This is a genomic window from Prescottella soli (genome assembly GCF_040024445.1).
Taxonomy (GTDB): Bacteria; Actinomycetota; Actinomycetes; order Mycobacteriales; family Mycobacteriaceae; genus Prescottella; species Prescottella soli.
The window spans coordinates 3,045,099-3,066,666 of the sequence record NZ_CP157276.1; the positions used below are offsets into that span (position 1 = coordinate 3,045,099).

The 21,568-nt window shown below is 69.3% G+C and carries 20 protein-coding genes; 7 read left to right on the forward strand and 13 right to left on the reverse strand.

What is annotated here, in order from left to right:
- The first annotated feature begins 156 nt into the window (after positions 1 to 156).
- Entirely contained in the window at positions 157 to 528 is a 372-nt protein-coding gene (locus tag ABI214_RS14235) for a nuclear transport factor 2 family protein (protein ID WP_348603185.1), read from the forward strand.
- Positions 529 to 843: 315 nt separating this feature from the next.
- Positions 844 to 1,392 carry a HutD family protein gene (locus tag ABI214_RS14240; protein ID WP_348603186.1) on the forward strand — a complete coding sequence of 183 codons (549 nt, stop codon included), beginning with the start codon at positions 844 to 846 and terminating at the stop codon, positions 1,390 to 1,392.
- Positions 1,393 to 1,423: 31 nt separating this feature from the next.
- On the opposite strand, the gene ABI214_RS14245 is transcribed toward ABI214_RS14240, so the two are convergent.
- Genes ABI214_RS14245 through ABI214_RS14255 form a run of 3 tightly spaced genes read right to left on the reverse strand, consistent with a single transcriptional unit; the run spans position 1,424 to position 2,842 of the window.
- A complete protein-coding gene (locus tag ABI214_RS14245; RefSeq protein ID WP_348603187.1) occupies positions 1,424 to 2,107 on the reverse strand; it encodes an SDR family oxidoreductase in 684 nt (227 codons plus the stop codon).
- Positions 2,108 to 2,129: 22 nt separating this feature from the next.
- Positions 2,130 to 2,480 carry a hypothetical protein gene (locus ABI214_RS14250; RefSeq protein WP_348603188.1) on the reverse strand — a complete coding sequence of 117 codons (351 nt, stop codon included), beginning with the start codon at positions 2,478 to 2,480 and terminating at the stop codon, positions 2,130 to 2,132.
- 14 nt (positions 2,481 to 2,494) lie between these two features.
- Positions 2,495 to 2,842: a hypothetical protein gene (locus tag ABI214_RS14255; RefSeq protein WP_348603189.1), complete on the reverse strand. Its 348-nt coding sequence runs from the start codon at positions 2,840 to 2,842 to the stop codon at positions 2,495 to 2,497.
- 101 nt (positions 2,843 to 2,943) lie between these two features.
- Between ABI214_RS14255 and ABI214_RS14260 the strand changes: the two genes are divergently transcribed.
- The 3 genes from ABI214_RS14260 to ABI214_RS14270 all read left to right on the forward strand — a co-directional run bounded on the left by ABI214_RS14260 (position 2,944) and on the right by ABI214_RS14270 (position 6,131).
- Positions 2,944 to 3,960: a PHP domain-containing protein gene (locus ABI214_RS14260; RefSeq protein WP_348603190.1), complete on the forward strand. Its 1,017-nt coding sequence runs from the start codon at positions 2,944 to 2,946 to the stop codon at positions 3,958 to 3,960.
- Between the two features lie 16 nt (positions 3,961 to 3,976).
- Complete coding sequence (gene ggh, locus ABI214_RS14265) at positions 3,977 to 5,314, forward strand: glucosylglycerate hydrolase (RefSeq protein ID WP_348603191.1); 1,338 nt, start codon at positions 3,977 to 3,979, stop codon at positions 5,312 to 5,314.
- 82 nt (positions 5,315 to 5,396) lie between these two features.
- Positions 5,397 to 6,131: a glycoside hydrolase family 25 protein gene (locus ABI214_RS14270; protein ID WP_348603192.1), complete on the forward strand. Its 735-nt coding sequence runs from the start codon at positions 5,397 to 5,399 to the stop codon at positions 6,129 to 6,131.
- Positions 6,132 to 6,147: 16 nt separating this feature from the next.
- Here the strand turns inward: ABI214_RS14270 and ABI214_RS14275 are convergent, their stop codons facing one another.
- The 7 genes from ABI214_RS14275 to ABI214_RS14305 form a co-directional block, all read right to left on the reverse strand.
- A complete protein-coding gene (locus tag ABI214_RS14275) occupies positions 6,148 to 6,366 on the reverse strand; it encodes a hypothetical protein (protein WP_348603193.1) in 219 nt (72 codons plus the stop codon).
- Between the two features lie 75 nt (positions 6,367 to 6,441).
- Complete coding sequence (locus ABI214_RS14280; protein WP_348603194.1) at positions 6,442 to 7,116, reverse strand: zf-HC2 domain-containing protein; 675 nt, start codon at positions 7,114 to 7,116, stop codon at positions 6,442 to 6,444.
- Positions 7,106 to 7,663 carry a sigma-70 family RNA polymerase sigma factor gene (locus ABI214_RS14285; protein WP_348603195.1) on the reverse strand — a complete coding sequence of 186 codons (558 nt, stop codon included), beginning with the start codon at positions 7,661 to 7,663 and terminating at the stop codon, positions 7,106 to 7,108. The genes ABI214_RS14280 and ABI214_RS14285 overlap by 11 nt, the downstream gene beginning before the upstream one ends.
- 92 nt (positions 7,664 to 7,755) lie before the next feature.
- Complete coding sequence (locus ABI214_RS14290; protein WP_348603196.1) at positions 7,756 to 8,262, reverse strand: COG4315 family predicted lipoprotein; 507 nt, start codon at positions 8,260 to 8,262, stop codon at positions 7,756 to 7,758.
- A gap of 117 nt (positions 8,263 to 8,379) precedes the next feature.
- Positions 8,380 to 10,470, reverse strand: a complete 2,091-nt coding sequence (locus ABI214_RS14295) for a PhoX family protein (RefSeq protein WP_348603197.1) — start codon at positions 10,468 to 10,470, stop codon at positions 8,380 to 8,382.
- A 127-nt stretch (positions 10,471 to 10,597) separates the two neighbouring features.
- Positions 10,598 to 12,199 carry an ABC transporter gene (locus tag ABI214_RS14300; RefSeq protein ID WP_348611626.1) on the reverse strand — a complete coding sequence of 534 codons (1,602 nt, stop codon included), beginning with the start codon at positions 12,197 to 12,199 and terminating at the stop codon, positions 10,598 to 10,600.
- Positions 12,200 to 12,333: 134 nt separating this feature from the next.
- Positions 12,334 to 14,298, reverse strand: coding sequence for a hypothetical protein (locus ABI214_RS14305; RefSeq protein WP_348603198.1), 1,965 nt, complete (start codon positions 14,296 to 14,298; stop codon positions 12,334 to 12,336).
- Between the two features lie 496 nt (positions 14,299 to 14,794).
- Here ABI214_RS14305 and ABI214_RS14310 point away from each other — a divergent pair, with 496 nt between their 5' ends.
- A complete protein-coding gene (locus ABI214_RS14310) occupies positions 14,795 to 16,261 on the forward strand; it encodes a hypothetical protein (protein WP_348603199.1) in 1,467 nt (488 codons plus the stop codon).
- Positions 16,258 to 17,724: a glycosyltransferase gene (locus tag ABI214_RS14315; protein ID WP_348603200.1), complete on the forward strand. Its 1,467-nt coding sequence runs from the start codon at positions 16,258 to 16,260 to the stop codon at positions 17,722 to 17,724. The genes ABI214_RS14310 and ABI214_RS14315 overlap by 4 nt, the downstream gene beginning before the upstream one ends.
- A gap of 91 nt (positions 17,725 to 17,815) precedes the next feature.
- Here the strand turns inward: ABI214_RS14315 and ABI214_RS14320 are convergent, their stop codons facing one another.
- The 3 genes from ABI214_RS14320 to ABI214_RS14330 form a co-directional block, all read right to left on the reverse strand.
- Positions 17,816 to 18,871, reverse strand: coding sequence for a beta-mannosidase (locus ABI214_RS14320; protein WP_348603201.1), 1,056 nt, complete (start codon positions 18,869 to 18,871; stop codon positions 17,816 to 17,818).
- Between the two features lie 149 nt (positions 18,872 to 19,020).
- The gene (locus tag ABI214_RS14325) at positions 19,021 to 19,752 is read right to left on the reverse strand and encodes an amino acid ABC transporter ATP-binding protein (RefSeq protein WP_348603202.1); all 732 of its coding nucleotides are present in this window, start codon (positions 19,750 to 19,752) and stop codon (positions 19,021 to 19,023) included.
- Positions 19,753 to 19,755: 3 nt separating this feature from the next.
- Complete coding sequence (locus ABI214_RS14330) at positions 19,756 to 21,558, reverse strand: ABC transporter substrate-binding protein/permease (RefSeq protein ID WP_348603203.1); 1,803 nt, start codon at positions 21,556 to 21,558, stop codon at positions 19,756 to 19,758.
- Positions 21,559 to 21,568: the final 10 nt, after the last annotated feature.

Sequence of the window (21,568 nt, forward strand, 5' to 3'; positions counted from 1 at the left end):
ACGGTAGCAGCGCCCCTGCGACGCTCGCTCTGCTTCGGTGGATTGTCGGGAGTGTCCGGTGGGCGGGACCGAACGGTGTGCCGGGTGTGTGAGGCGGGTTACGCTCCCCGCCGCAAGAGCACCGAAATTCGTTCCACGAGCAAAGGTTCAGCGATCATGGCATCCGCAGAAGACATCAAGAACACCGTCGCGTCGTACATGAAGGCGATCAGCGGCAAGAGCGCCGACGCGGTGGCCGCGTTGTTCGCCGAGGGTGCCACGGTCGAGGATCCGGTCGGCACCGAGCCCAAGCGCGGCGTCGAGGAGATCCGTTCGTTCTTCACCGCGATCGAGTCGATGGATCAGACGGCCGAACTGCTGACGATCCGCGTCGCCGGCAACAGCGCCGCGTTCCACTTCCGTGTCACCACCAAGGCCGGCGACCAGACCTACGTCGTCGAGCCGATCGACGTCATGACGTTCGACGACGACGCCAAGATCACCAGCACCCGGGCGTACTGGGCGCAGGAGGACATGACCGTCAGCTGACGAGACGGCAGCTCCGCTCCTGGTGGGGGTGTGTTCCGGCGTCACGGCGACGCCGGAACACACCCCCACCGTCGTCCGTCTACGCAGTGCACTGCCCTCCGGTTGGCGGGAACCGTTGGGGTGGTGTGTGATTCGAGCATCTCGGCATGCTCGCGGGCGTGTCGACGGGGCGTTCGTCCTGTCGACGGTGTGGACAGCCGGTTGACCGAAGCGGGTTGTATATACAACCCTGGATGGGAAGCCGGGTGTGCAAGTTCAGCGTGGAGCGGGGACTGGCAACCGGAATCCTTCGACACGAATCGCCACGGAGGCACTGTGAACGACCCGTACTCGCCCGGATCGAAGGCGCGCTGGACCACCCGCGACGACCGGGAGTCGGTGCGCTGGCGCAATGGTCAGGGCACTACACAGGTAGTTGCCGAGACCGACCTGTGGCGGGTGAGCATCGCCGACGAGCCGACGTCGTCGACATTCTCGGTGATCGATGGATACGACCGGTTCTTCATACCGGTCGGTGCGGTACCGATCGAGCTGAGCGGGGCACCGTTCGCGTCGGAGGCTTCGGAGACCGGCGTGGTGCGCCATGTCGTCGAACCGCTGCAGACGTTTGCGTTCCCGGGCGAGTGGGCGCCGCAGTGCCGCGTGGAGACGCCCACCCGGGCGCTGAACGTGATGGCGCGGCGCGGCCGGGCGACGGCGACGGTGCGGATCGGTGAACCGCCCGCGGTCGCCGATCCCGATGCGCTGCTCATCCTCGTCGACCCGGTGACGGAGGACGCAGTGCTGCTCCCGCCCGGGTGCGTCGATGCGTTCGAGATGACCGATCCCTGTGCGGTGCTCACCATCACGACGCTGCATCCCTGACTGCCACGAGGCCGAGGCGGGCACCGAACGGTTACCTCGGGATCGGCCGCAGCACGATCTCGGTGGGATGTGCGTCCCGCGGCGTCTCGACGGCGTTCCGGACCGCACGCGCCACGGTCTCCGGGGCGAGGAACTGGTCGGCGTCGTACTCGCCGCCCTCGGCGCGGACGATCTCGCGTTGCATGTCGGTGTCGATGCGTCCCGGGTGGATCGAGGTAACGCGCAGCGCGGGCTCCTCGAGGCGCAGAGCGTCGCCGAACGCGCGCAGCGCGAACTTGCTCGCCGCGTAGGCGCCCCAACCGGCGTTGGCGCGCAACCCGGACCCGGAGTTGATCAACACGACGTGGCCGTGCGAGGCCCGCAGAGCGGGCAGGAGCAGGCGCGTCAACTCGGCGACCGCGACGACATTGGCCTCGAGCGTCCGGTGCCACGCGTCGACGGACGTCTGCTCGATGGTCCCCAGTTCGGCGACACCGGCGTTGTGCACCAGCACGTCGAGCCGGTCGATGTCGGCGACGGCCGCGGCGACGGCCGCGTAGTCGGTCAAGTCGACGGGCCAGGGTGCGGCGGCCAACTCCCCGGCGATGGGCTCGAGCGACTCGGCGCTGCGCCCGCCGAGAATCAGCTGGTGGGTGGGCGCGAGCTCACGGGCGATGGCGGCACCGAGGCCGCGGCTTCCGCCCGTGACCAGGGCGGTGGGGTGCGGGGAAGCCATGCCCCCGAGGGTAGACGCAAGATCATCCGGTGGGCGTCGTGAGTGTCGCCGCGGCCGGCAGTTGCGGACCGCCGGGAAGCGGCGGGCCCGGGTTCCCGCCCGGACCGTTGCCGAACCCCTGTCCGCCCGGACCCATCCCGTTGGTCGGCAGTGTCGTCTCGTGTTGGGGGATGTAGCCGAACGAATCCGTCTGTTGCAGACCGGTTTGGTCGGTTGCCGACGTCATTTGCGTCTGCGGGTAGCCCTGATTCGTGCTGACGTCGGACGACCGGTGGTAGCCGGCTACGGCGGTGCCGAGCGTCAGGACGGTGGCCGCCGCGAGGAGGAAGATCGCGATTCGCCGCGGCAATGATCGATTGTTCTGTTGAACCATGACATCACCCCTGGTCAACCTGTGGGTGTGGTGAGAGTCGCCCCGGTGGGCAGTAGCACATCGTGCTCAGGAAGCAGCGTACCGCCGCCGAGCTCGAACGGGTCGCCGTCGATGGCGCCGCCCTGGGGCTCGATCGGTGCGGTTTCGAGTGCCGGCCCGTGTGTCGGTATATAGCCGAACGAATTGGTCAGCTGTAGCCCGCTCGGATTCTCGGGAGTGCTCGTTTCGCTGGTGGTCGTGAGTCTGGAATTCGAATCGATGTCGTAGTCGCATCCGGCGATCGCGACGCCGAGCAGTCCTGCCCCCAGCGCCACGGCCGCAACCAGCACCCATCTTTGCTGTCTGTTCTTTTGTTGGCTCATCGTCGTGCCTTTCGAGCCGGAAATGTCAGCTCTCGTACCAAGCATGTCACTGGTCCGCTCGATAGGCACCCGCTTCTCGCGTGCGGGTGCACGATGAACGTATGGATCCGGTCGAAGCGCTGCGGGAGGTCGCGTTCTGGCTCGAGCGTGGGCGCGCCGACACGTATCGGGTGAAGGCGTACCGGCGGGCCGCGGACGTGGTCGCGGGGCTCACCGCGGGGCAGCGGGAGGCGCGTCAGCGCACCGGTGGCTGGACCGCTCTGCCGGGGCTGGGCGCGAAGACCGCGGCGATCGTCGAGCAGGCCGTGGCCGGGGACGTGCCCGAGTATCTGCGGGAGTTGCGCGAGTCCGCCCAGCCGATCGGGTACGGCGGCGACCTCCAACCGGCGCTGCGCGGCGACCTGCACGTGCACTCGGACTGGTCCGACGGCGGCAGCCCGATCGGCGAGATGATGGGCACCGCCGCCGCGCTCGGCCACGAGTACTGCGCGCTCACCGACCACTCGCCGCGGCTGACCGTCGCGAACGGATTGTCTCCCGAGCGGCTGCGCGAGCAGCTCGCCGCGGTGCACGACCTCGATCGGGAGATGGCGCCGTTCCGGGTCCTCTCCGGAATCGAGGTCGATATCTTGGATGACGGTGCGCTGGACCAGGATTCGGATCTTCTGGATGAACTGGACGTCGTGGTGGCGAGCGTGCACTCGCACCTGCGCGCGGATCGCGGCGGTATGACCCGGCGTATGCTCGGGGCGGTCCGGAATCCGCGGGTGAACGTGCTCGGCCACTGCACGGGCCGGCTCGTCGAGGGCCGCCGCGGTAACCGTCCCGAGTCGAAGTTCGACGCCGAGAAGGTGTTCGAGGCGTGCCGCGACCACGACGTCGCCATCGAGATCAACAGCCGGCCCGAGCGCCGCGACCCGCCCAGCCGGCTGATCGACCTCGCCGTCGACAGCGGCTGTCTCTTCGCGATCGACACCGACGCCCACGCGCCCGGACAGCTGGCGTGGCAGGGCCTCGGTTGCGAGCGTGCCATCCGGTGCGGCGTCCCGGTCGAGCGGGTCGTGAACACCTGGCCCGTCGACGATCTGCTCGCCTGGACGCGCGCGTTCGCCGGGTGAGTCGCAGAATGGGACGATGATCGACCCCGGATTCACGCCGACCCAGCTCGCGGCTCGTGCCGCCTACCTGCTGCGCGGCAACGACCTGGGGACCATGACCACCGCCGCGCCGCGCCTGTACCCGCACATGTGGAGCTGGGACGCGGCGTTCGTCGCCGTCGGGCTGGCGCCGTTGAGCGTCGAGCGGGCGGTGACCGAACTCGACACGCTGCTCTCGGCGCAGTGGAGCAACGGGATGATCCCGCACATCGTGTTCGCGAACGGGGTCGACGGCTACTTCCCCGGACCGGCCCGCTGGCAGTGCCGGGAGCTGGCCGGCTACGCGCCGATCGGCGTCGACACCTCCGGCATCACGCAGCCGCCAGTGCATGCGATCGCGGTGCAGCGGATCCTCGACCACGCCCGCCGGCACGGCCGCAGCACCCGGGCGGTTGCGGAGGAGTTCCTGGACCGCCGCTGGACGGACCTCATGCGGTGGCACCGATGGCTCGCCCACGCCCGGGATCGCGACGGGAACGGCCGCATCACGCTGTACCACGGGTGGGAGTCCGGAATGGACAATTCGCCCCGATGGGATGTCGCGTACGCCAACGTGATTCCCGGTCCTGTTCCGCCGTATCGCCGGGAGGACGTCACGGTCGTCACCGACACCTCGCAGCGCCCCACCAACGGCGAGTACGACCGCTACCTGTGGCTGCTCGAGGAGATGAAGAGCGTCCGCTACGACGACGACGCGCTGGCCGACAAGATGAGCTTCGCGGTCGAGGACGTCTTCGTCAGCGCGATCTTCGCACTCGCGTGCGACGTGCTCGCCGTGATCGGGGAGGAGCACTCGCGACCCAATGCCGACGTGCGGGAACTGCATCACTGGGCGGACCACTTCCGTCGGGGTGTCGTCGCCACGACGGACGAGCGGAGCGGGGCCGCACGCGATTTCGACGTACGCAGCGGCCGCTGGATCGGCACCGACACGATCGCGATGTTCGCTCCCCTGCTGTGCGGCGGGCTCGACCGGCACGTGGAGCGACACCTGATGCACGTCTTCGAGGGCCCGCGGTTCTGCACCCACCCCGATCTGCGGTACGCAGTCCCACCGTCGACGTCGCCGGTCTCGCGTGACTTCCGTCCCCGCGAGTACTGGCGGGGGCCGGTGTGGCCGGTGATGACGTGGTTGTTCTCGTGGGCGTTCGCGCGACGCGGGTGGGCGGAACGATCGTCGATGTTGCGTGCGGAGGGTCTGCGACAGGCCGCCGACGGCAGCTTCGCCGAATACTACGAGCCGTTCACGGGACGGCCGCTCGGCAGCATGCAGCAGTCGTGGACGGCGGCCGCAGTGCTCGACTGGCTGGGTTGACACCCTTTCTGGGAAGTGCCTGGGAGATGAACATTGGTGTGAAATCGCCGCGCGCGGTGAGGAAGTCGTTTAGTCTCGTGCGATGCCGAGTATCTCGCGCCGATCCATCGTCCGTGTCGCAGCAGTGCTCCTGGCGGGGGCGGTGAGTGTGGCGGGCCCGGCTGTGGCCGCGGCCAATCCACAAGGCCCGGACGTGTCGTCGTGGCAGCACTCCGCCGGATCCCCGATCAACTGGTTCCAGGTGCGGTCTGCCGGACACGATTTCGCGATGGTCAAGGCGACGGAGGGGCTGTTCTACACCAACCCGTTCTTCGCGCAGGACTCCCTCTCGATGCGGCTCGCGGGCGTCGCGCGCGGCGCCTACCACTACGCCGACCCGTCCGCCTCCCCCGAGGCGCAGGCAGCGTTCTTCGCGGCGACCGCGCTGGCGGTCAACCAGTTCGGTGGACTGCCGCCCGTGCTCGACCTGGAGGCCACCGGCGGACTGGCGGCGCCGCAGTTGATCGACTGGACGCACCGCTACCTCAACACGGTGCAGTCGCTCACCGGTCGCACGCCGATCATCTACACCTACCCCAACTTCTGGCGCACAGCGATGGCCAACACGAACGAGTTCACGCGCTACCCGCTGTGGATCGCCGACTACAACGGCCGCAACGAACCCGGGCCGCTACCGGGTGGCTGGCAGAACTGGGCGTTCTGGCAGTACACCGACAGCGGCCGGATCCCGGGCGTGAACGGCAACGTCGACCTCAACGTCTACAGCGGGTCGATGGGCGACATCAACATGTACGCGCGGAACTTCTTCGGCAGCTGAGGAACCCGCCACCGACTCAACGTGGCCGGAACACGACGGCAGCCGCTCCGACGCTCGCTACGGTCAGGATCGTGACCACGGCCGCCTCCAGGACCGACTGGTACACGCGGAACGAGATCAGCCCGGGTATCACCGACAGCGCCATGAAGAGCAGCGGTGCCCGCAGCCTGCGCAGCCGAAGGCGGCGGTTCCAGTGGCGGCTTTCGCGGCCGACGTCGTACAACAAATCACGCATATCTCCCCCTGCGTTCTCCCCGCCAGGCACGCTACCCGACAGTTCGCTCCGCGAAGGACCGAACGGCTGGACGTCCTAGTAGCCGAGCGGCGCCTGCAGCAGCGCGCGCTCGTCGCCCAGGGCGCTCACGCCGAGCGTCGTCGCGTCGGACATCGGCAGTCCCACCGCGAGATCCATCGACATCGTCCGGTTGCCCTGGGCGATGAAACTGCCTGCGTTCATGCGACTTCCGTCGGCGCGCGCGAGCCAGACATTGTAGGTCCGGTCCGGGGGCAGGCCGGCGACGTCGAGGCTGATCCCGGTTCCCCAGGCGCGGTTCTCCACCCGCGCCGACGCCTCCACCCCGGTCGATACGACGCTGAAGGCCACCGCCTGTCCCGCGGGGGCGTCGGGGGCGTCGGGGACGACGTCGTGCAGGAAGAACCCGCCGGTCACCAAGGCGACGGCGGCTGCGGCCGCCGCGGCGACGAGACCCAGTCGGCGGGCACGACGTCGGCCGCGTTCGCGTTCGACGGTCGCGAGGATCGCCGCGGGCAGCGTCGGCGGCGGTGCGGGCACCGGCTCGGCGAGCCGCGCCGGGTCCGCCAGCGAGAGGACCGACGCCATCGGGACCAACTCGCTCAGTTCGTCCCTGCAGTCCGGGCAGCCGTCCACGTGGGCCCGCAGTGCGACGGCCTCCGGTTCGTCGAGGCGCCCGAGCGCGTACATCCCCAGCCAGGTGTGCATCTGCCGGCAGCGATCACTGGTCACCGTGCCACCCCATCTCCTCCAGTACCAGCCTGAGCGCCTTGAGCCCGTAGTACACGCGACTGCGCACCGTCCCCACGGGAACGCCGAGCTGCGCGGCGACTTCGGTGGCGGGCCGGTCGCGCAGGTGCACCTCGACGAGCACCACGCGGTGCTGTTCGGACAGCCGCCGGAGCGCCTCCTCGACCTGCAGCCCCACCAGCAGCTGCTCGAGGGGGCGCTCCTCGACGGGGAGGTCCGGCGGCTCGGAGTCGACGAGCTGGGGACGGGCGGCCCGGGCCCGGCTCGCGTCGATCACCACGTTGCGGCAGATCGCGTACAGCCAGGTACGCAGTGTGGACCGCTGTGGATCGTATCGATCGGCGCTGCGCCAGGCCCGGAGGAACGTCTCCTGCACCGCCTCCTCCGCCCGACCCCGGTCCCCCAGGGACCGGTAGGCGAGCGCGAAGAGTTCGCGGCCGTGGTCGTCGTAGGCGGCCCGCAGGACCGAGTCGTCGTCCAAGCCGTCGACCGGTCGCTCCGCGCGTTTGCGCGAGATACGTAGCCGCACACCCTCACCTCCCGAACCCTCGGCCGCCGGCCCGCCCGACGTCCCCGGGGTGTACGGGCGCGGCGGCCGCGGCGTTCAGTGTGCCCGTGTCCTCACCCGGCGGCCGGATCGACCACCACGACGTGCCACGTGCCCTTGACGCCGTCGCCGCTGGTCTGGCCGGGTGCGGTGTCCTTCGCGAACCGGTACAGCGGGTGGCCGTCGTAGGTGGCCTGCTGCGAGCCGTCCGGCCGGGCCATGGTGCCCAGGCTGCCGGGCAGTGGATTCGCGGCCTGCGGCGCCCCGAGGGAGGGCGGCCAGATCTCGGCGCACTGGCCGACGCACGTGATCTCGGCGGGGGTGTCCTCGTCGAAGGTGTAGAGCGTGAAGCCGTCGCCGTCCGTCAGCACCGTGCCCAGCGCGGTGTCCCGGGCCACGAGTTCGGGCCCGGCCGCCGGCGCGGTCGTGGACTCGGCGGCCGCCTGGGCCGCGGTGGACTGCGGGGCCGAGGACGAGGTTCCGTCCGCGGGCGCCGCGGGTTCGGCGGACGAGCTGCACCCCGTCACCACCACCGCCGCGCCGATACCGAGCGCCGCGAGAATCGCCCTCTTCGCCATCATCGATCTCCGTTCGTATTCCGCCTGATGCGAGTCGTGCCGGCCGCCCAGGAGGGGCGGCCGGCACGAGGGAATACGGATCGTCCGCGGCGGGCGTTCACCGCCGCGGATCGAGGGACGTCAGATGCCGATCCGCCCGCCGCCGGACTTCCACACGGCGACGACGGACGGCCGCGGCTGCGCGCTGCCTCCGTCCGGCCAGTGCGAGGACGGCGCGTCGGCGCTGGCGCCGTCGGTCTCGCCGGGGTGCTGGACGCACACCATGACGCGCTTCTCGTCGACGATCGGGCCGCACGTCTCGGCGCCCAGCGGTACCGTGAGGAACTGCTTGGTCTCGCCGCGCCGCTCCCCCTCGAGCACCACCGAGAAGAGGCCGTCGTTGGACTTCAGCGCGTTGCCGTCGGTGGAGATCCACAGGTTGCCGTACGAGTCGAACGCCAGGTTGTCCGGGCACGAGATGGGGCTGACCTGCGACTTGTCGAAGCCGCCGAAGTAGGTGTCCGCGGTCGCGGGGTCGCCGCACACCAGCAGCAGGTTCCACGTGAACGAGGTGCCCGCGTGGTTGTCGTCGATCTCGAGGACCTGGCCGTTCTTGTTGTTGTTGCGCGGGTTCGCCTCGTCGGCGGCGGCCTCGCCGGACGTGCCGCGCTTGGTGTTGTTGGTGAGCGCCACGTACACCTTGCCGGTGCGCGGATTGGGTTCGAAGTCCTCGGGGCGGTCCATCTTGGTGGCGCCCACCTTGTCGCCCGCGAGGCGGGTGAACACGGCCACCTCGTCGGCGCTCATGCCCTCCACCAGGGACTCGCCGCGGCCGTCCTCACCGGTGCGCAGCAACGGAATCCACTGACCGGTGCCGGCGAACACGCCCGACGGCGGCAGCGTGCCGGAACCGTCGATCGCACCCGGCTCGTTGCCGGTGAGCTTGGCGACGTACAGGGTGCCGGCGTCGAGCAGGGTCATGTTGTGGCGCATCGCGGTTCGGCTGGCACCGCGCTGCATCTTGCGGGACGAGACGAACTTGTACATGTAGTCGAAGCGCTCGTCGTCGCCGCTGTAAGCGACGACGGTGCCGTCCGCGGTGACGTGGATGGTCGCGGCCTCGTGCTTGAAGCGGCCCAGCGCGGTGTGCTTGACCGGCGTGGACGACGCGTCCCACGGGTCGACCTCGACGACCCAGCCGAAGCGGTGGACCTCGTTGGGTTCCGCGACGACATCGAAGCGGGAATCGACGCGCTCCCACTTGCGCTCGGACGCGTTGCCGCCGATGCCGTACCGCTTCAGGCGCGCGGCGGCCGTCGGGTCGGTGACCCGACCGCCGTTGGCGAAGTACTGGTTGAAGTTCTCCTCACCGGAAAGCACAGTGCCCCAAGGAGTCAGGCCGCCCGAGCAGTTGTTGAGCGTGCCCTTCACGCGGGTGCCGGTCGGGTCCGCGGAGGTCTTCAGCAGCGGGCTGCCCGCGGCCGGACCGGTGACGACGAACTCGGTGCGCGCGGTGATGCGGCGGTTGAACGGGCCGAACTGCGGCGTGAGCTTGCCCGAGCGCGCGTCGCCCTGGACCTGGACGACGGAGAGGCCGTGGTTGGCCCAGCCGATGCGGACCTGCTCCTCCGTGGGGTTCGCGGCGTCGTAGCCGCGGAACATGAACGGCTCGGTGGTGTACTCGTGGTTGACCACGAGCAGGTAGGAGTTCGTCAGGCCCGGGATCGGCAGCAGGCCCGCGAAGTCGTTGTTGAAGCCGAACTGCTTCTCGGCCGCTGCCGCGGTCTGGTTGTCGAAGTCGAACGCCGGAGCGTCGGCGAACAGCGGGTCGCCCCAACGGATCACGACGGCCTGCTCGTAGCCGGCCGGGGTCACGAGGGCGTCCTCCTTGTTGGGAGCCACCGGGGCGAAGTTGGTGCCGGGGATCGGACCTGCGGCCGAACCCGACGCGGAACCGGTTCCGAGGGAACCGAAATCGACGGACCCGGGTGCCGCGGCCGCGCTGCCCGCGAGGGCCGTGCCCGCGCCGACGGCGAGGACCGCGGCCGCGCCGCCACGCAGGACGCCGCGGCGGGAGACGGCACCGCGCACGATGTCGCCGAAGTACTCGCCGTTCGAATCGTTGGGAACGTCGTGCGCGCAGGCATTTCCGCACTTGTACTGGCAGGTGATCGAGGCGCGCGACGACATACCGTCGTGCTTGACGAACAGTGCGAGGGGCTTGAGGCTCACCGTGGGACTCCCGAGGTCTATTACGGACAAGGCGGATACCGCTCGCACCGTAGAGATCGGGAACGAGTGACCGACGACGCCCGGGTGAACAGTGGGAGAACAGTGGTCGGAGGATGCGTGCCGCCGATCAACCACCGGGGGTGAGCTGGCCGGTCACCCGGTAGAGCCGCCACATCTCGGGCTCGGTTCCGCCGTCGTTGCGCATCTCGAGGACGAGCGCGCCGACGCCGCCCGAGCCGGTCTCGAACATCGTCGGGTACCGGCGGTTCACGGCGTCCGCGACACCGCGCTTGGTGTTCGGTACCGCCAGGATGTATTGCACGCCATGCCCAGCGGGGTCGTCGAGGATCTTCGTGAAGTCGGTGTCCGAGGTGACGACGAACTGCTTCGGGTTCTCCGACGCCGTGACCACCGCGAACCCCTCGACCGTGTCGAGGAGCACCGAGCCCTCCGGCAGGTCGAGACTGTCGAGATAGTCGGCGATGCGTAACTCAGCGCCGAACGTCCGCAGGATCGCCAGTTCGTCGGGGTCCTGCCGACCCGGCACGATCGCGCTCGCGATCGAGTGTTCGAGGGCCGCGAGACGCGCGTTGCCCATCGCGACGGTCGTGATCGCGGTCGACCCGACGAGCAGACACGCCGCGAGTGCGACCAGGGGCGACGGTCCGGGGTACGGGGGGATCGTCCGGGGTGCCGCTGCGAAACGGCCTGGGCGATGGGAGATCACGGACGCACGACTCGGCGCGAGCAGCACCACGAGCACGAACGCGAACGGGATGATCGTGATGTAGAACCGCAGGAACGGGAACGTCGAATCCATCAGGTACAGCAGCGACTGGGTACCGAGAACCGCGCCGAACACCGCGAACGGCACCAGGATCTCGGCATCCCGCCGGCGATACGCCAGCACCGCGGCCGCGACGAGCAGCAGTGGAACGGCCGGTCCCAGCACCGCCATCTCCGTGAGGGAGAACACCGCCCGCTCCGCCGCAGTGGAGGTTCCGGCCCCGGACTGTTCGAGGATCGCACTGTTGCCGTACACCGACGAGAACTGTTGGAACGCAGTGCCGGTGATCAGCCAGCTCGTGAACGACCAGGCCGCGAAGGCGGCGAAGCCGGGACCGACGACCAGCGCGACGTCGACGGCGGCCGCCCACCACCGGTCGCCGCGCCCCGGCCGCGCGCTGGGGCGGTACCGGACCGCGGTGACCAGTCCGACGAGCGCACCGGCCACGATCATCGGCGCGATCGCGTCGTACCGCGTCAGATAGGCCAGGGCCAGTGCGATGCCGGCGGCGATGAGGTCGTGGACGCCGTCGCTGCGCATCCACCGGATGAGCCGGCGCACCGCCCAGCACACGAAGAACACGAACGGTGCTTCGCTCATGCCGTTGGCCGCGTACATCACGATCATCGGGTTGAGGGCGAACAACGCCGTCAGCACCACGACCAGGACCGTGGAGCAACCACGGTCGCGCGCGATCCCGCGGATCTGGACGACGGCTCCGGCCATGAACGCGGCCGACATCACTACGGCCGTCAGGTTCCAGCGCAGCAACTCGGGGAACCAGTGGCCGAGGAATCCGAGCGGCAGCTGCGCGAACGCGGTCAGCGGCGTGAAGACGAATCCGATCGCCGCGAGGTGCGGGTCACGGCTCAGCAGCACGCCCGAGACCGCCGCGACGCGCGACAGGGAGTCGGTGAAGATGAACCCCACGCCGACGTTCATCCACACGCCCACCGCGACGTAGGCGGCGAACAGCACGCCGTAGAGCGCCCACGGCTTGCGGGCTCCCGCGGTGCCGGTCGCCCGAGGGCGGCCGGCGCCGTCGCTGGGCGCCGGACGCAGGTTGGTCGTCGCCGTCACGTCCGGCGCCGGCGCAGCCACACCGTCGTGCCGACCACGATCACGGCGAGGACCGCCGTCCCGGCCACGATCGCGGCGATCGTCCCGACCCCGATACCGGAATCGTCCTCGGCGTCGGCCTGGGCGGCGATATCGGTGATGTTCACGCCGATCGCGAACGGCTGGGCATCACGTGGGCCGATCAGGACGTCGCCGGTGAGCCGCGGGAACTGCGACGGATCGGCGTCCAGCCGGCCGAGCAGCGCGTCCAGATCGCGGGGCTCCCCGTTGGACGTCGCGAGGAGGAGGGTGCGGTTGCCCTGCTCGACCACCTGCAGGGTGCCGTACGGGGTCGACCCGGTGACACCCTGCAGCGCGAGCAGTGCCGGGTCGGCCGACGCCAGCGGCTGCCGAACCGACTGCGGCAGGTTGCCGTCGGCTGCGACGAGGATCGCCGGCAGTGTGCCGGTCGCGGCCTCGGTCGTGGGGCGCACCCGCGGCTGGAGCGGGAGGTAGCTGATGCGCTGCATCTGGACCAGCAGCTGGTTGGCGCGTCGGAGGTCGCCGAGGGCGTTGTCGCCCAGGCCGACGTCGACGGTGGGCAGCAGGGTCTGCGGGAGCGACGCGAAGCCGCCGGGCAGCGGTGGAGCCGCGAGCTTCGACGAGACGGTGCTGCGCGGATCGACGGTGAGCGACGACGCGTTGCTCGTGCCGCACTGGAAGTCGCCCGTGATGTCGAGCGCCACCGTCAGCGTCATGAACCGGGACAGCAGGTTGTTCGGCACGCTCACCTGGACGTCGAACTTCCCAGACGCGTCGAGCGGCGCGCTCGCCAGCGGCGTCCCGCCGATTCCGACCGTGAGGATGCCGCTGCGTGACTGTGGCAGCGGGACGTAGGTGCCGAACAGGTGCGCCGAGAGGTCGCGGATCGGCCGTCCGAGCCGGGTCTGGTTGACCTCGATCGGCACCTCGATGTGGCCCAGTCCGGACGCCGTCAGGGATCCGATCTTCAGCTGCTCGAGCGTCACCACGTCCTGCGCCACCTCGGGGACCTTGACGTCCGGCGCCGCGATCGCGCGGCTCGCGGCCGCGTAGCCGTCGAGATTGGCGACGAACAGATCCACCTGCGACGACAGCGCGTTCTCGTTCCCGGTGATCCGCAGGACCGGGGCACCGGCCGGTGTGCCCTGCAGTCCGATCCCGGCCTCGGTCGAGCCCCCGACGACGATGCTGCGCTCGAACAGGGCGGGCGCCACGTCCGGCACGGCGCCCGGCGCGGGGAGTGCCGCCACGTCGATGCGGGTCGGCTGGCTGCCGTAGTGGTTGACGACCGCGGTGCTCAGCGTGAGCGCGGCGTTCTGGTCGGCCTGTGACGACGCGTCGGCCGCGTAGATCGTCAGCTTGCGCAGGATCGGCGGCAGGAACTCCGCGGGGGACGTCGGCTGCTTCTCGACACCACCGTAGGTCACCGCGGCATCGCGCAGCGTCAGCGGCGCGAACTGGCTGCGGTCGTAGCAGCGGTCGTCGATCGGGATGTAGTGGCTCGTGATCGTGAGGGTGACCGAACGATCGGTCACGGTCAGGCCGTCGAGCGGCACCGACAGCGGGACCCCGGCCTCGTCGGCGGCAGGGAGGTCGATGCGTTGCACCACCCGCTCGTCGGAGCGGACCTCGAGCCAGCCCCGTCGGAAGTCCGTTGGGGTGCTGAGAGTTCCGGTGAGCCGCTGGGCCTCCAGGCCGTCGGGGACCGGAAGCGTGACCGTCACGGGCGCCGAGTCCGAAGGGAACCGGATGTCGGCGGGGCGCCCCAGCTCGGGAAACGGAACTGAGTGTCCGGTAACGACGGTGGCGTCGGCCGAGTCCTGTGCCGACGCCGTGCCCATGCCCGGGAGGAGGACGGTGATCGCCGCGAGCGTGCCGGTGACGAGCGCCGCGAGTGTGCGACGACGTGGCGCGCGGGGGTGCGCCCCGGTTCCTGCCATGAGTTCTCCCCAGATCGGTCCGTCGTTGTGCTTGCCGGTATCCGGTCGAGCGGATCGACGACGGTCGGCTGAACGAAGGGAGGGCACCCGAAACCCTGAAACTCTTTGTGCGACGCCGTGGTCCGATGGACCGGCGATAGCGCGGGCCTTCGTTCGCGTCCCATCTAACCATGTAGTCCAAACAAACGACTGGTCAAGACTTGAAGTTTCATCGATGTCATTCGGAGAGGTTGGTCACGAAGCGACACCCGTCACTGCGGGTAACACTTCGGTCGCGGAGGAGATGAGTCAGTATGGGGTAGGAAACGAGCCGGTACGGACCGCGGCACTCGCCGATCGCGAAATCGTCACGACAGCACATCTGTTCGAGTGCGCGGGGAGGACATCGACAATGACGCATGCCATGCCTGGCGTCGGCACGTCCGCGCCCGGCGACGTCACTGCCCCTCCCGCCCGCCCCGCGCCGCGCCCGCCCGTCGCTCGTGGGAAGCGTTCGGTGACAGCCTCGTTCACGAGTGCATCGATCCTGGTGCGGTGGCTGGTCATCGCCGGCTGCTCGCTGGCCGCCTTCTGGCCGTCGGTGATCCGTACCGTGGACGACCTGCGCGGCGGTGACCTGCTGGGGTACATCTTCGTGATGCCGTTCCTCGCCGCGGTCGCGGCTATCGGCATCGCCCGGCGGCGCGCCGACGAACTGCCCATCCACGATCGTCAGATCGACAGCCTCGTCGGCGGAATCGCGTTGATCGTCTCGGTCGCGGTCAAGTGGCTGCTTCTCCCCCGGTACGAGGAGCAGTTCAGCCTCCTCCGGATCGACATGCTGTCGTGGCTGCTGTTCGTCGTCGGCGCCGCCGTGCTGCTGTTCGGGCTCAGGCCCGTGGGCCGGTTCTGGCCGGTATGGCTGATGCTCCTGCTCATCGCGCCGCTCCCCTACCGCATGGCGGTGGTGGCCTTGGGGGGACAGTCGCAGCACGTGAGCGTCGTTCTGACGCTCCTCGCCGCGGCGGCCACCGGCATCGCGGTAGGACGGACCCGACGACGCGGCGTCGTCGGTGCGGTGGCGACGGTGGTCGTCGGGCTCGCGGTCCTCGCGCTCGTCTTGTTCCTGTTCCCGGACGCCCCGCGGCCGGTGTTGCAGTTCGCGCCCGCCGCGGTCGCGGCCGTGACCGTCGGAATCGGGATGTACCTGCAGCACGGGTACTACTTCACCGACCGCCGCGCGGCGTACTCGGTTGCGCCGCAGCGCCCCACCGCGGTGCGCACGGGCCTGGTCCGTTCCGGGTTGGTCGTCGTCGCGGTCGCCTTCGTCCTCTCGCTCGTTCCGCTGCCCGACCCGCCGTCGACCGTCGTCGCCGCCGGCCCGCCCGACGCACGAGCGCAATTGGTCGTGCCGGACGGGTGGACGCAGGAGAACGTCGAGGAATTCGACTGGGCCGCCCGGTTCTTCGGCCGCCGCGCGACCCTGACCCGGCAGACGATCGTCGCGGACGAAGGGAACCCCGACTGGGACTCGAAATCGCGACCCCGCCGCGTCGTGATCGACGCGCTGGACACCCATCGCCCCGCGACCCTCACCGTCTACCCGACGGACACGCTGTACCGCCTGAAGGACGCCCGCCGCAGCCCCACCGTCCCTGTCGATCTCGGGCACGGCGTGCAGGGCGAGTTGTCGACGATCGTCGACGAGCAGGCGCTGCTCACGTGGAGCCTGCTGTCGTTCACGTGGACGCGCGGTGACGTGAGCCAGCGGGTCAACCTCATCACCGTCGACGACCACCGCCCCGACGCGATCTTCCCGCACCCCACACCGTCGATGGCCTCGGACGTCACCAACACGCTCAACGTCCTGATCCGCGGCAATGCGGTCACCGTCGACGACAACTCGGAGTACAAGGACCGCGACATGCTCACGGTGGCGGGATCCGAACTCGTGGACGCGCAGTGGAAGGCGGACGGGGCATGACCACCGACTGGACCGTGACGGACGAGTTCAAGGCCTGCGCCCTGCACGACGCCGTCGACGGCCTGCGCGAGCGGCACCCACTCGCGTCGGCCGCCGTCGCGTTCGTGCCGTGGCAGCGCAATCTCGCCCTCGCGCTGGCGCTGGTCGTCGTGGGGTGCGCGGTCTTCTTCCCGATCGGCACCTTCACCGTGCTCATCGCGGTGTGCACGCTCGCCTACGTCGCGACCATGATCGACCGGCTGATCATCTTCGCGCGCGGACTCGACCGGGACGCCATCGTCACCGTCTCGGACGAGGAGGCCCGGGCGATCCCGGACGACGAGTTGCCCACGTACACGATCCTCGTCCCCGCCTACGACGAGACCGAGGTGATCTATGACCTGGTCGCGGGCATGACCGCGCTCGAGTACCCGCGCGAGAAGCTGCAGGTGCTGTTGCTGCTCGAGGAGGACGATCACCGGACCGTCGAGGCCGCGAGGGACGCGATCTCGGTTCCCGGCGGCGAGATCGTGACGGTGGTCCTGGTGCCGGAGGCGCAACCGCGCACCAAGCCCAAGGCGTGCAACTACGGTCTGCACTTCGCGACCGGTGAGATCGTCACCATCTACGACGCCGAGGACAAGCCGGATCCGCTGCAGCTGCGCCGCGTCGTCGCCGCGTTCGCCCGGCAGCCCGACGATGTCGCGTGTGTGCAGGCCAAGCTCGCGTACGACAACGGCCGTCAGAACCTGCTCACCGGCTGGTTCACCGCCGAGTACGCGGTGTGGTTCAACTTCCTGCTGCCCGGGCTGATGAAGTCCCGGTCGCCGATCCCCTTGGGCGGCACGTCGAATCACCTGAAGCGGTGGGTGCTCGACGAGATCGGTGCCTGGGATCCGCACAACGTCACCGAGGACGCCGACCTCGGCGTGCGGATCGCCGCCTCCGGCTACTCGACGGCTGTCCTCGACTCGACCACCATCGAGGAGGCCAACAGCGACCCCATCAACTGGATCCGGCAGCGATCTCGTTGGTACAAGGGCTATCTGCAGTCGTGGCTGGTGCACACCCGCCAGCCTCTCGCGGCCTGGCGCGCGCTCGGCCCGGCCAGTTTCATCCGGTTCACGCTGCTGCTCGCGGGCACACCGATCATCGCGTGCCTCAACCTGGTGTTCTGGTTCATCACGTTCACGTGGCTGCTGGGGCAGCCGCTGATCGTCGCCGACGTGTTCCCGCCCTACATCTACTACGGCGCGCTGGTCTCGCTCGTGTTCGGCAACGCGGCCGCGATCTACATGAACATCGTCGGCTGCCGCGAGAGCGGCAACTCGCACCTGCTGCTCGCGTGCGTCACCGTGCCGATCTACTGGCTGATGATGAGCATCGCCGCCGCCAAGGGCTGTTGGCAGTTGCTGCGCAATCCGTCGTACTGGGAGAAGACCTTCCACGGACTGGGGACGTCCGACGCGCCCGCCGGCACCTGAACCGACCCGCCCCCTCGTGCCGCGTTTTGCGCACTTATCGGTGTTCCTCGCGCACCCCCGGCACCGATAAGTGCGCAAAACGTGAGAGTCTCTACCCGAGAGTGTTGAACCCGGCCATGAGCGGGAACAGTGGATCGTCCGGACCTATGTCCATCGTGCACTCGCCAGGCCGGGGATCCGGCACGAACGCCCACAGCAGCGCTCCTGCGGTGCCGGCCGCACGTTGGCCGGTGATCTTCTGCCCGATGCTCGCCGCGCGCGCCGGCAGCGTCTTGCACGAGCCCGCGTTCTCGCCGATCTCCGCCACCAGCAACGGCTTTCCGGCCGCCTCTGCCTGATCGATGCGTCGAGCCAGGCCGTTCCACTGATCGCCCGGCAGGGGGATGCCGTCGGCGCCGTAGTCGTGGTACTGCACGAAGTCGACGTGTTCCGATTCGCTCACGTACTGGTAGTCGTCGCCGCCGGTGCCGCACTGGCCGCCGCCGATCAGGCCCGCGGTGATCAGGTGATTCGGTGCGATCGCCTTGACGTCGGAGCCGGCCTCTTCCATGAAGTCGCGCAGCACCTGGGCGGCGTCGGGAGGGCACGTGCGCACCCACCAGTCGCAGTTCCCGTTCACGCACTCACCGGGATCCGGTTCGCCTACCAACTCCCACGCGGCGACCACCGGTGAGTCCTTCCACCGGTCCACCGCGGTCTTCACCCAGTCCTCGAACGTGAGGCGCGTGCCGTTCTCGTCGTCGGTCTTCCAGCCGCCGACGTACCACGAACGGTCCTTGAACTTCTCGCTCTCGCAGGCGCCGTCCTGCGCGGAGAGCACCGGGATGATCATCTGATCGGTGCGCTCGGCCTCGGCGAAGACGGCGTCCATCGCGGTGAAGTCCAGTTGACCGGTGAACTTGTTGATCGCGAGTTCCTGGAACGCGTCGAAGCGCGTCAGCGAATGCGGCGGCAGGGATTCGAAGTAGGTGGGCAGATCGACCATGCCGCCGCAGCCGCGGTTGATCGCCCAGTTCGTCGACAGTTGGTAGGCGTTGAAACCCGCCGGCCACCACTTCTCACCGTCGAGATACAGGCCGTCCGACGCGGCCGAAACCCGGCCCTGTGCCTGCGCCTGTGGGGCCAGACCGGCCCCGCAGCTGGCCATCGTCACCACCGAAAGCAGAGCTATCAGTATCCATCTCAAACTCGGTGTCCTTTTCAGAGCAGCCTCGCTTCGTCAAGGCGTGGACCCCGGACGGGTTGCGAGCACCTCCCCGGCTGTCCACGATGTTCGGACCCATCCGGGCGACAACTCTAGAGAACTTCGGACAGGAAGGTCTGCAGTCGAGGCGTTTCGGGGCTGTCGAACATTTGGTCGGGCGCGCCCGACTCGACCACCGCGCCGCGGTCCATGAACACAACAGTGTCCGACACCGACCGCGCGAACCCCATCTCGTGGGTCACCACCACCATCGTCATGCCGCCCTTCGCGAGGTCGGTCATCAGCGCCAGCACGCCCTTCACGAGTTCGGGATCGAGCGCCGACGTCGCCTCGTCGAAGAACATCACCTGCGGCTGCATCGCCAGTGCCCGGGCGATCGCGACGCGTTGCTGCTGTCCGCCCGACAGGTTCCCCGGACGCGCGTCGGCCTTGTGCGCCAGGCCGACCAGTTCGAGTTGGTCGAGTGCGAGTCGGCGGGCCGCGTCCTTCGACATCCTCCGGAGCTTGCGCGGCCCGAGGGCGATGTTGTCGGCGACCGTGCGGTGCGGGAAGAGGTTGAAGTGCTGGAACACCATGCCGATCCGCCGGCGCAGGAGGTCTGGGTTGTCGCGGAGCACCGAGCGTCCGTCGAGGAGGACGTCGCCGGCGTCGGGCTCGTGGAGTCGGTTGAGCACCCGCAGCAGAGTGGACTTCCCGGAGCCCGACGGCCCGATCACCGTGACGGTCTTGCCGGCGTCGACGTGCAGGTCCACCCCGCGCAGGACCCGGTTGGCGCCGAACGCGAGGTGCAGGCCGGTGCCGGTGAGGGAGACGGAATCGGGCATGCGTCAGCCCCCCTCGACGATGATCGACTGCTCGAGGTCGTCGAGCGTGCCGGACGTGTCGGCGCGTCCGGTGCGCAGGCGCCGGTCGATGTAGTTCACCAGGTGCGTGAGCGGGATGGTCAGTGCCAGGTAGAACAGGCCGGCCGCGACCAGCGGCGACAGGTTGCCGGTCTGCGCGTTGAGGTCCCGGCCCACGGCGAACAGCTCCCGCTGCGTGACGAGCAGGCCCAGGAAGTAGATCAGCGACGAGTCCTTGATGAGCGAGATGAACTGGTTCATCAGGGCCGGCAGCACCCGGCGCACGCCCTGCGGGATCACCACGAGCGACATCGAGCGCCGGTACGAGAAGCCCAGGGCGCGAGCGGCTTCCATCTGGCCGGGTTCGACGCTCTGGATGCCCGACCGGAAGATCTCGCCGATGTACGCGGCGGCCAGCAGCGACAGCGCCGCGGCGCCCAGCCAGTAGGGGTTGTTGCCGGTCAGTCCCCTGACGACCGGGCCGAGACCCAGTCCGACCAACAGGATGATCACCACCGCGGGTAGCCCGCGGAAGATGTCGGTGTAGACGCGGGCCGGCCAACGCAGCCAGCGGGTTCGGGAGATCCCGGCGACCGCGAGCAGCATGCCGATCACCGTGCCCGCGATGCCCGACGACAACGCCAGGATCAACGTGTTCGGCAGGCCGGTGCGCAGCAGATCCGGGAACGCGCGTTTGTACAGTTCCCAGTCGAAGAAGGTCTCCCCGAGCTGCTGCAGTGTCGACTTCGGCTCGGCGGTCGACGGTTCCGATGTGGTTGCCTTCTGCGCGGCGATGGCCGCGAAGTCCGGGAGCACGGGTTCCGGTGCGGCCTTGCTGCCCGGCTTCCAGCCGGCCGGAAGCTGACGCGGCACCCAGTCCGAGTACAGCCGCGCCCACGTGCCGTCGGCGATGACGGCGTCGAGTCCCGAGTTGAGTGCGTCGATCAGCGGCCGGTGGTCCTTCGCGACCGCCCAGCCCACGAAGTTGTTGAGGCTGAAGGTGTTCTGCACGATCGACGCGGGATCACCCGGTTTGATCGCGCCCTCCGCCTGTTGCGACGGCGCCACCCACGCATCGATCTGCCCGGTCTTCAGGTTCGCGTAGGCGGTGTTGTAGTCCGGGAACTTGACCGGATCCAGACCGAGGGTGTTGACCACGTAGTCGTCCTGCACGGTGCCCTGCACGACGCCGATGCGGACCGACGAATTCAGATCCGAGAAGCCCTTGATCGCACTGCCGTTCGGCACCACGAGCGCGAAGTAGCCGAAGTCGTAGCCGTTGGTGAAGCCGACCAGTCCCCGGCGGGCGTCGGTGGTGGTGATCGACGACGACCCCACGTCGAACCGGTGGCCGGCCACCTGTGCCAGCAGCCCCGCGAAGTCGGTGCCGACGAACTCCACCTGCAGTCCGAGCTTCGCGGCGACGGCCCGCAACAGTTCGTTGTCGAAGCCGGTGAACACGTTGTGCGAGTTCACGCAGATGCTCGGCGGCGCGTCCGACAGGGTCCCGACCGTGAGCGTGCCGGGTTTGACGAGGCCGAGCTTCGTGGGGTCGATGTCGGTGAGCGGCGGCGTGTTCGGGGTCGTGTACTTGTCCTCGGCGGCCGTCGCGGCTGCGGTGTCGAGGTTGGCGGGCAGCGCCGATGCGCTGTCGACGCCGGGCGGCGCGCACAGATCGGTGGTCCCCGACGTGTTCCGGCCGGACGAGCACGCCGCGAGCGCGAGCACCGGAAGGAGGATCACCAGCAGCACCGCCGCCGCTCGGGATCGGGAAGCGGCGGCGGACATCGGGGCAGTC

Bases quoted from the DNA above. Each gene is read 5' to 3' on its own strand.
- ABI214_RS14235 (WP_348603185.1), top strand. From the start codon at position 157: ATGGCATCCGCAGAAGACATCAAGAACACCGTCGCGTCGTACATGAAG.
- ABI214_RS14245 (WP_348603187.1), bottom strand. From the start codon at position 2,107: ATGGCTTCCCCGCACCCCACCGCCCTGGTCACGGGCGGAAGCCGCGGC.
- ABI214_RS14250 (WP_348603188.1), bottom strand. From the start codon at position 2,480: ATGGTTCAACAGAACAATCGATCATTGCCGCGGCGAATCGCGATCTTC.
- ABI214_RS14255 (WP_348603189.1), bottom strand. From the start codon at position 2,842: ATGAGCCAACAAAAGAACAGACAGCAAAGATGGGTGCTGGTTGCGGCC.
- ABI214_RS14260 (WP_348603190.1), top strand. From the start codon at position 2,944: ATGGATCCGGTCGAAGCGCTGCGGGAGGTCGCGTTCTGGCTCGAGCGT.
- ggh (WP_348603191.1), top strand. From the start codon at position 3,977: ATGATCGACCCCGGATTCACGCCGACCCAGCTCGCGGCTCGTGCCGCC.
- ABI214_RS14270 (WP_348603192.1), top strand. From the start codon at position 5,397: ATGCCGAGTATCTCGCGCCGATCCATCGTCCGTGTCGCAGCAGTGCTC.
- ABI214_RS14275 (WP_348603193.1), bottom strand. From the start codon at position 6,366: ATGCGTGATTTGTTGTACGACGTCGGCCGCGAAAGCCGCCACTGGAAC.
- ABI214_RS14290 (WP_348603196.1), bottom strand. From the start codon at position 8,262: ATGATGGCGAAGAGGGCGATTCTCGCGGCGCTCGGTATCGGCGCGGCG.
- ABI214_RS14300 (WP_348611626.1), bottom strand. From the start codon at position 12,199: ATGAACGTCGGCGTGGGGTTCATCTTCACCGACTCCCTGTCGCGCGTC.
- ABI214_RS14305 (WP_348603198.1), bottom strand. From the start codon at position 14,298: ATGGCAGGAACCGGGGCGCACCCCCGCGCGCCACGTCGTCGCACACTC.
- ABI214_RS14315 (WP_348603200.1), top strand. From the start codon at position 16,258: ATGACCACCGACTGGACCGTGACGGACGAGTTCAAGGCCTGCGCCCTG.
- ABI214_RS14320 (WP_348603201.1), bottom strand. From the start codon at position 18,871: ATGGCCAGCTGCGGGGCCGGTCTGGCCCCACAGGCGCAGGCACAGGGC.
- ABI214_RS14325 (WP_348603202.1), bottom strand. From the start codon at position 19,752: ATGCCCGATTCCGTCTCCCTCACCGGCACCGGCCTGCACCTCGCGTTC.
- ABI214_RS14330 (WP_348603203.1), bottom strand. From the start codon at position 21,558: ATGTCCGCCGCCGCTTCCCGATCCCGAGCGGCGGCGGTGCTGCTGGTG.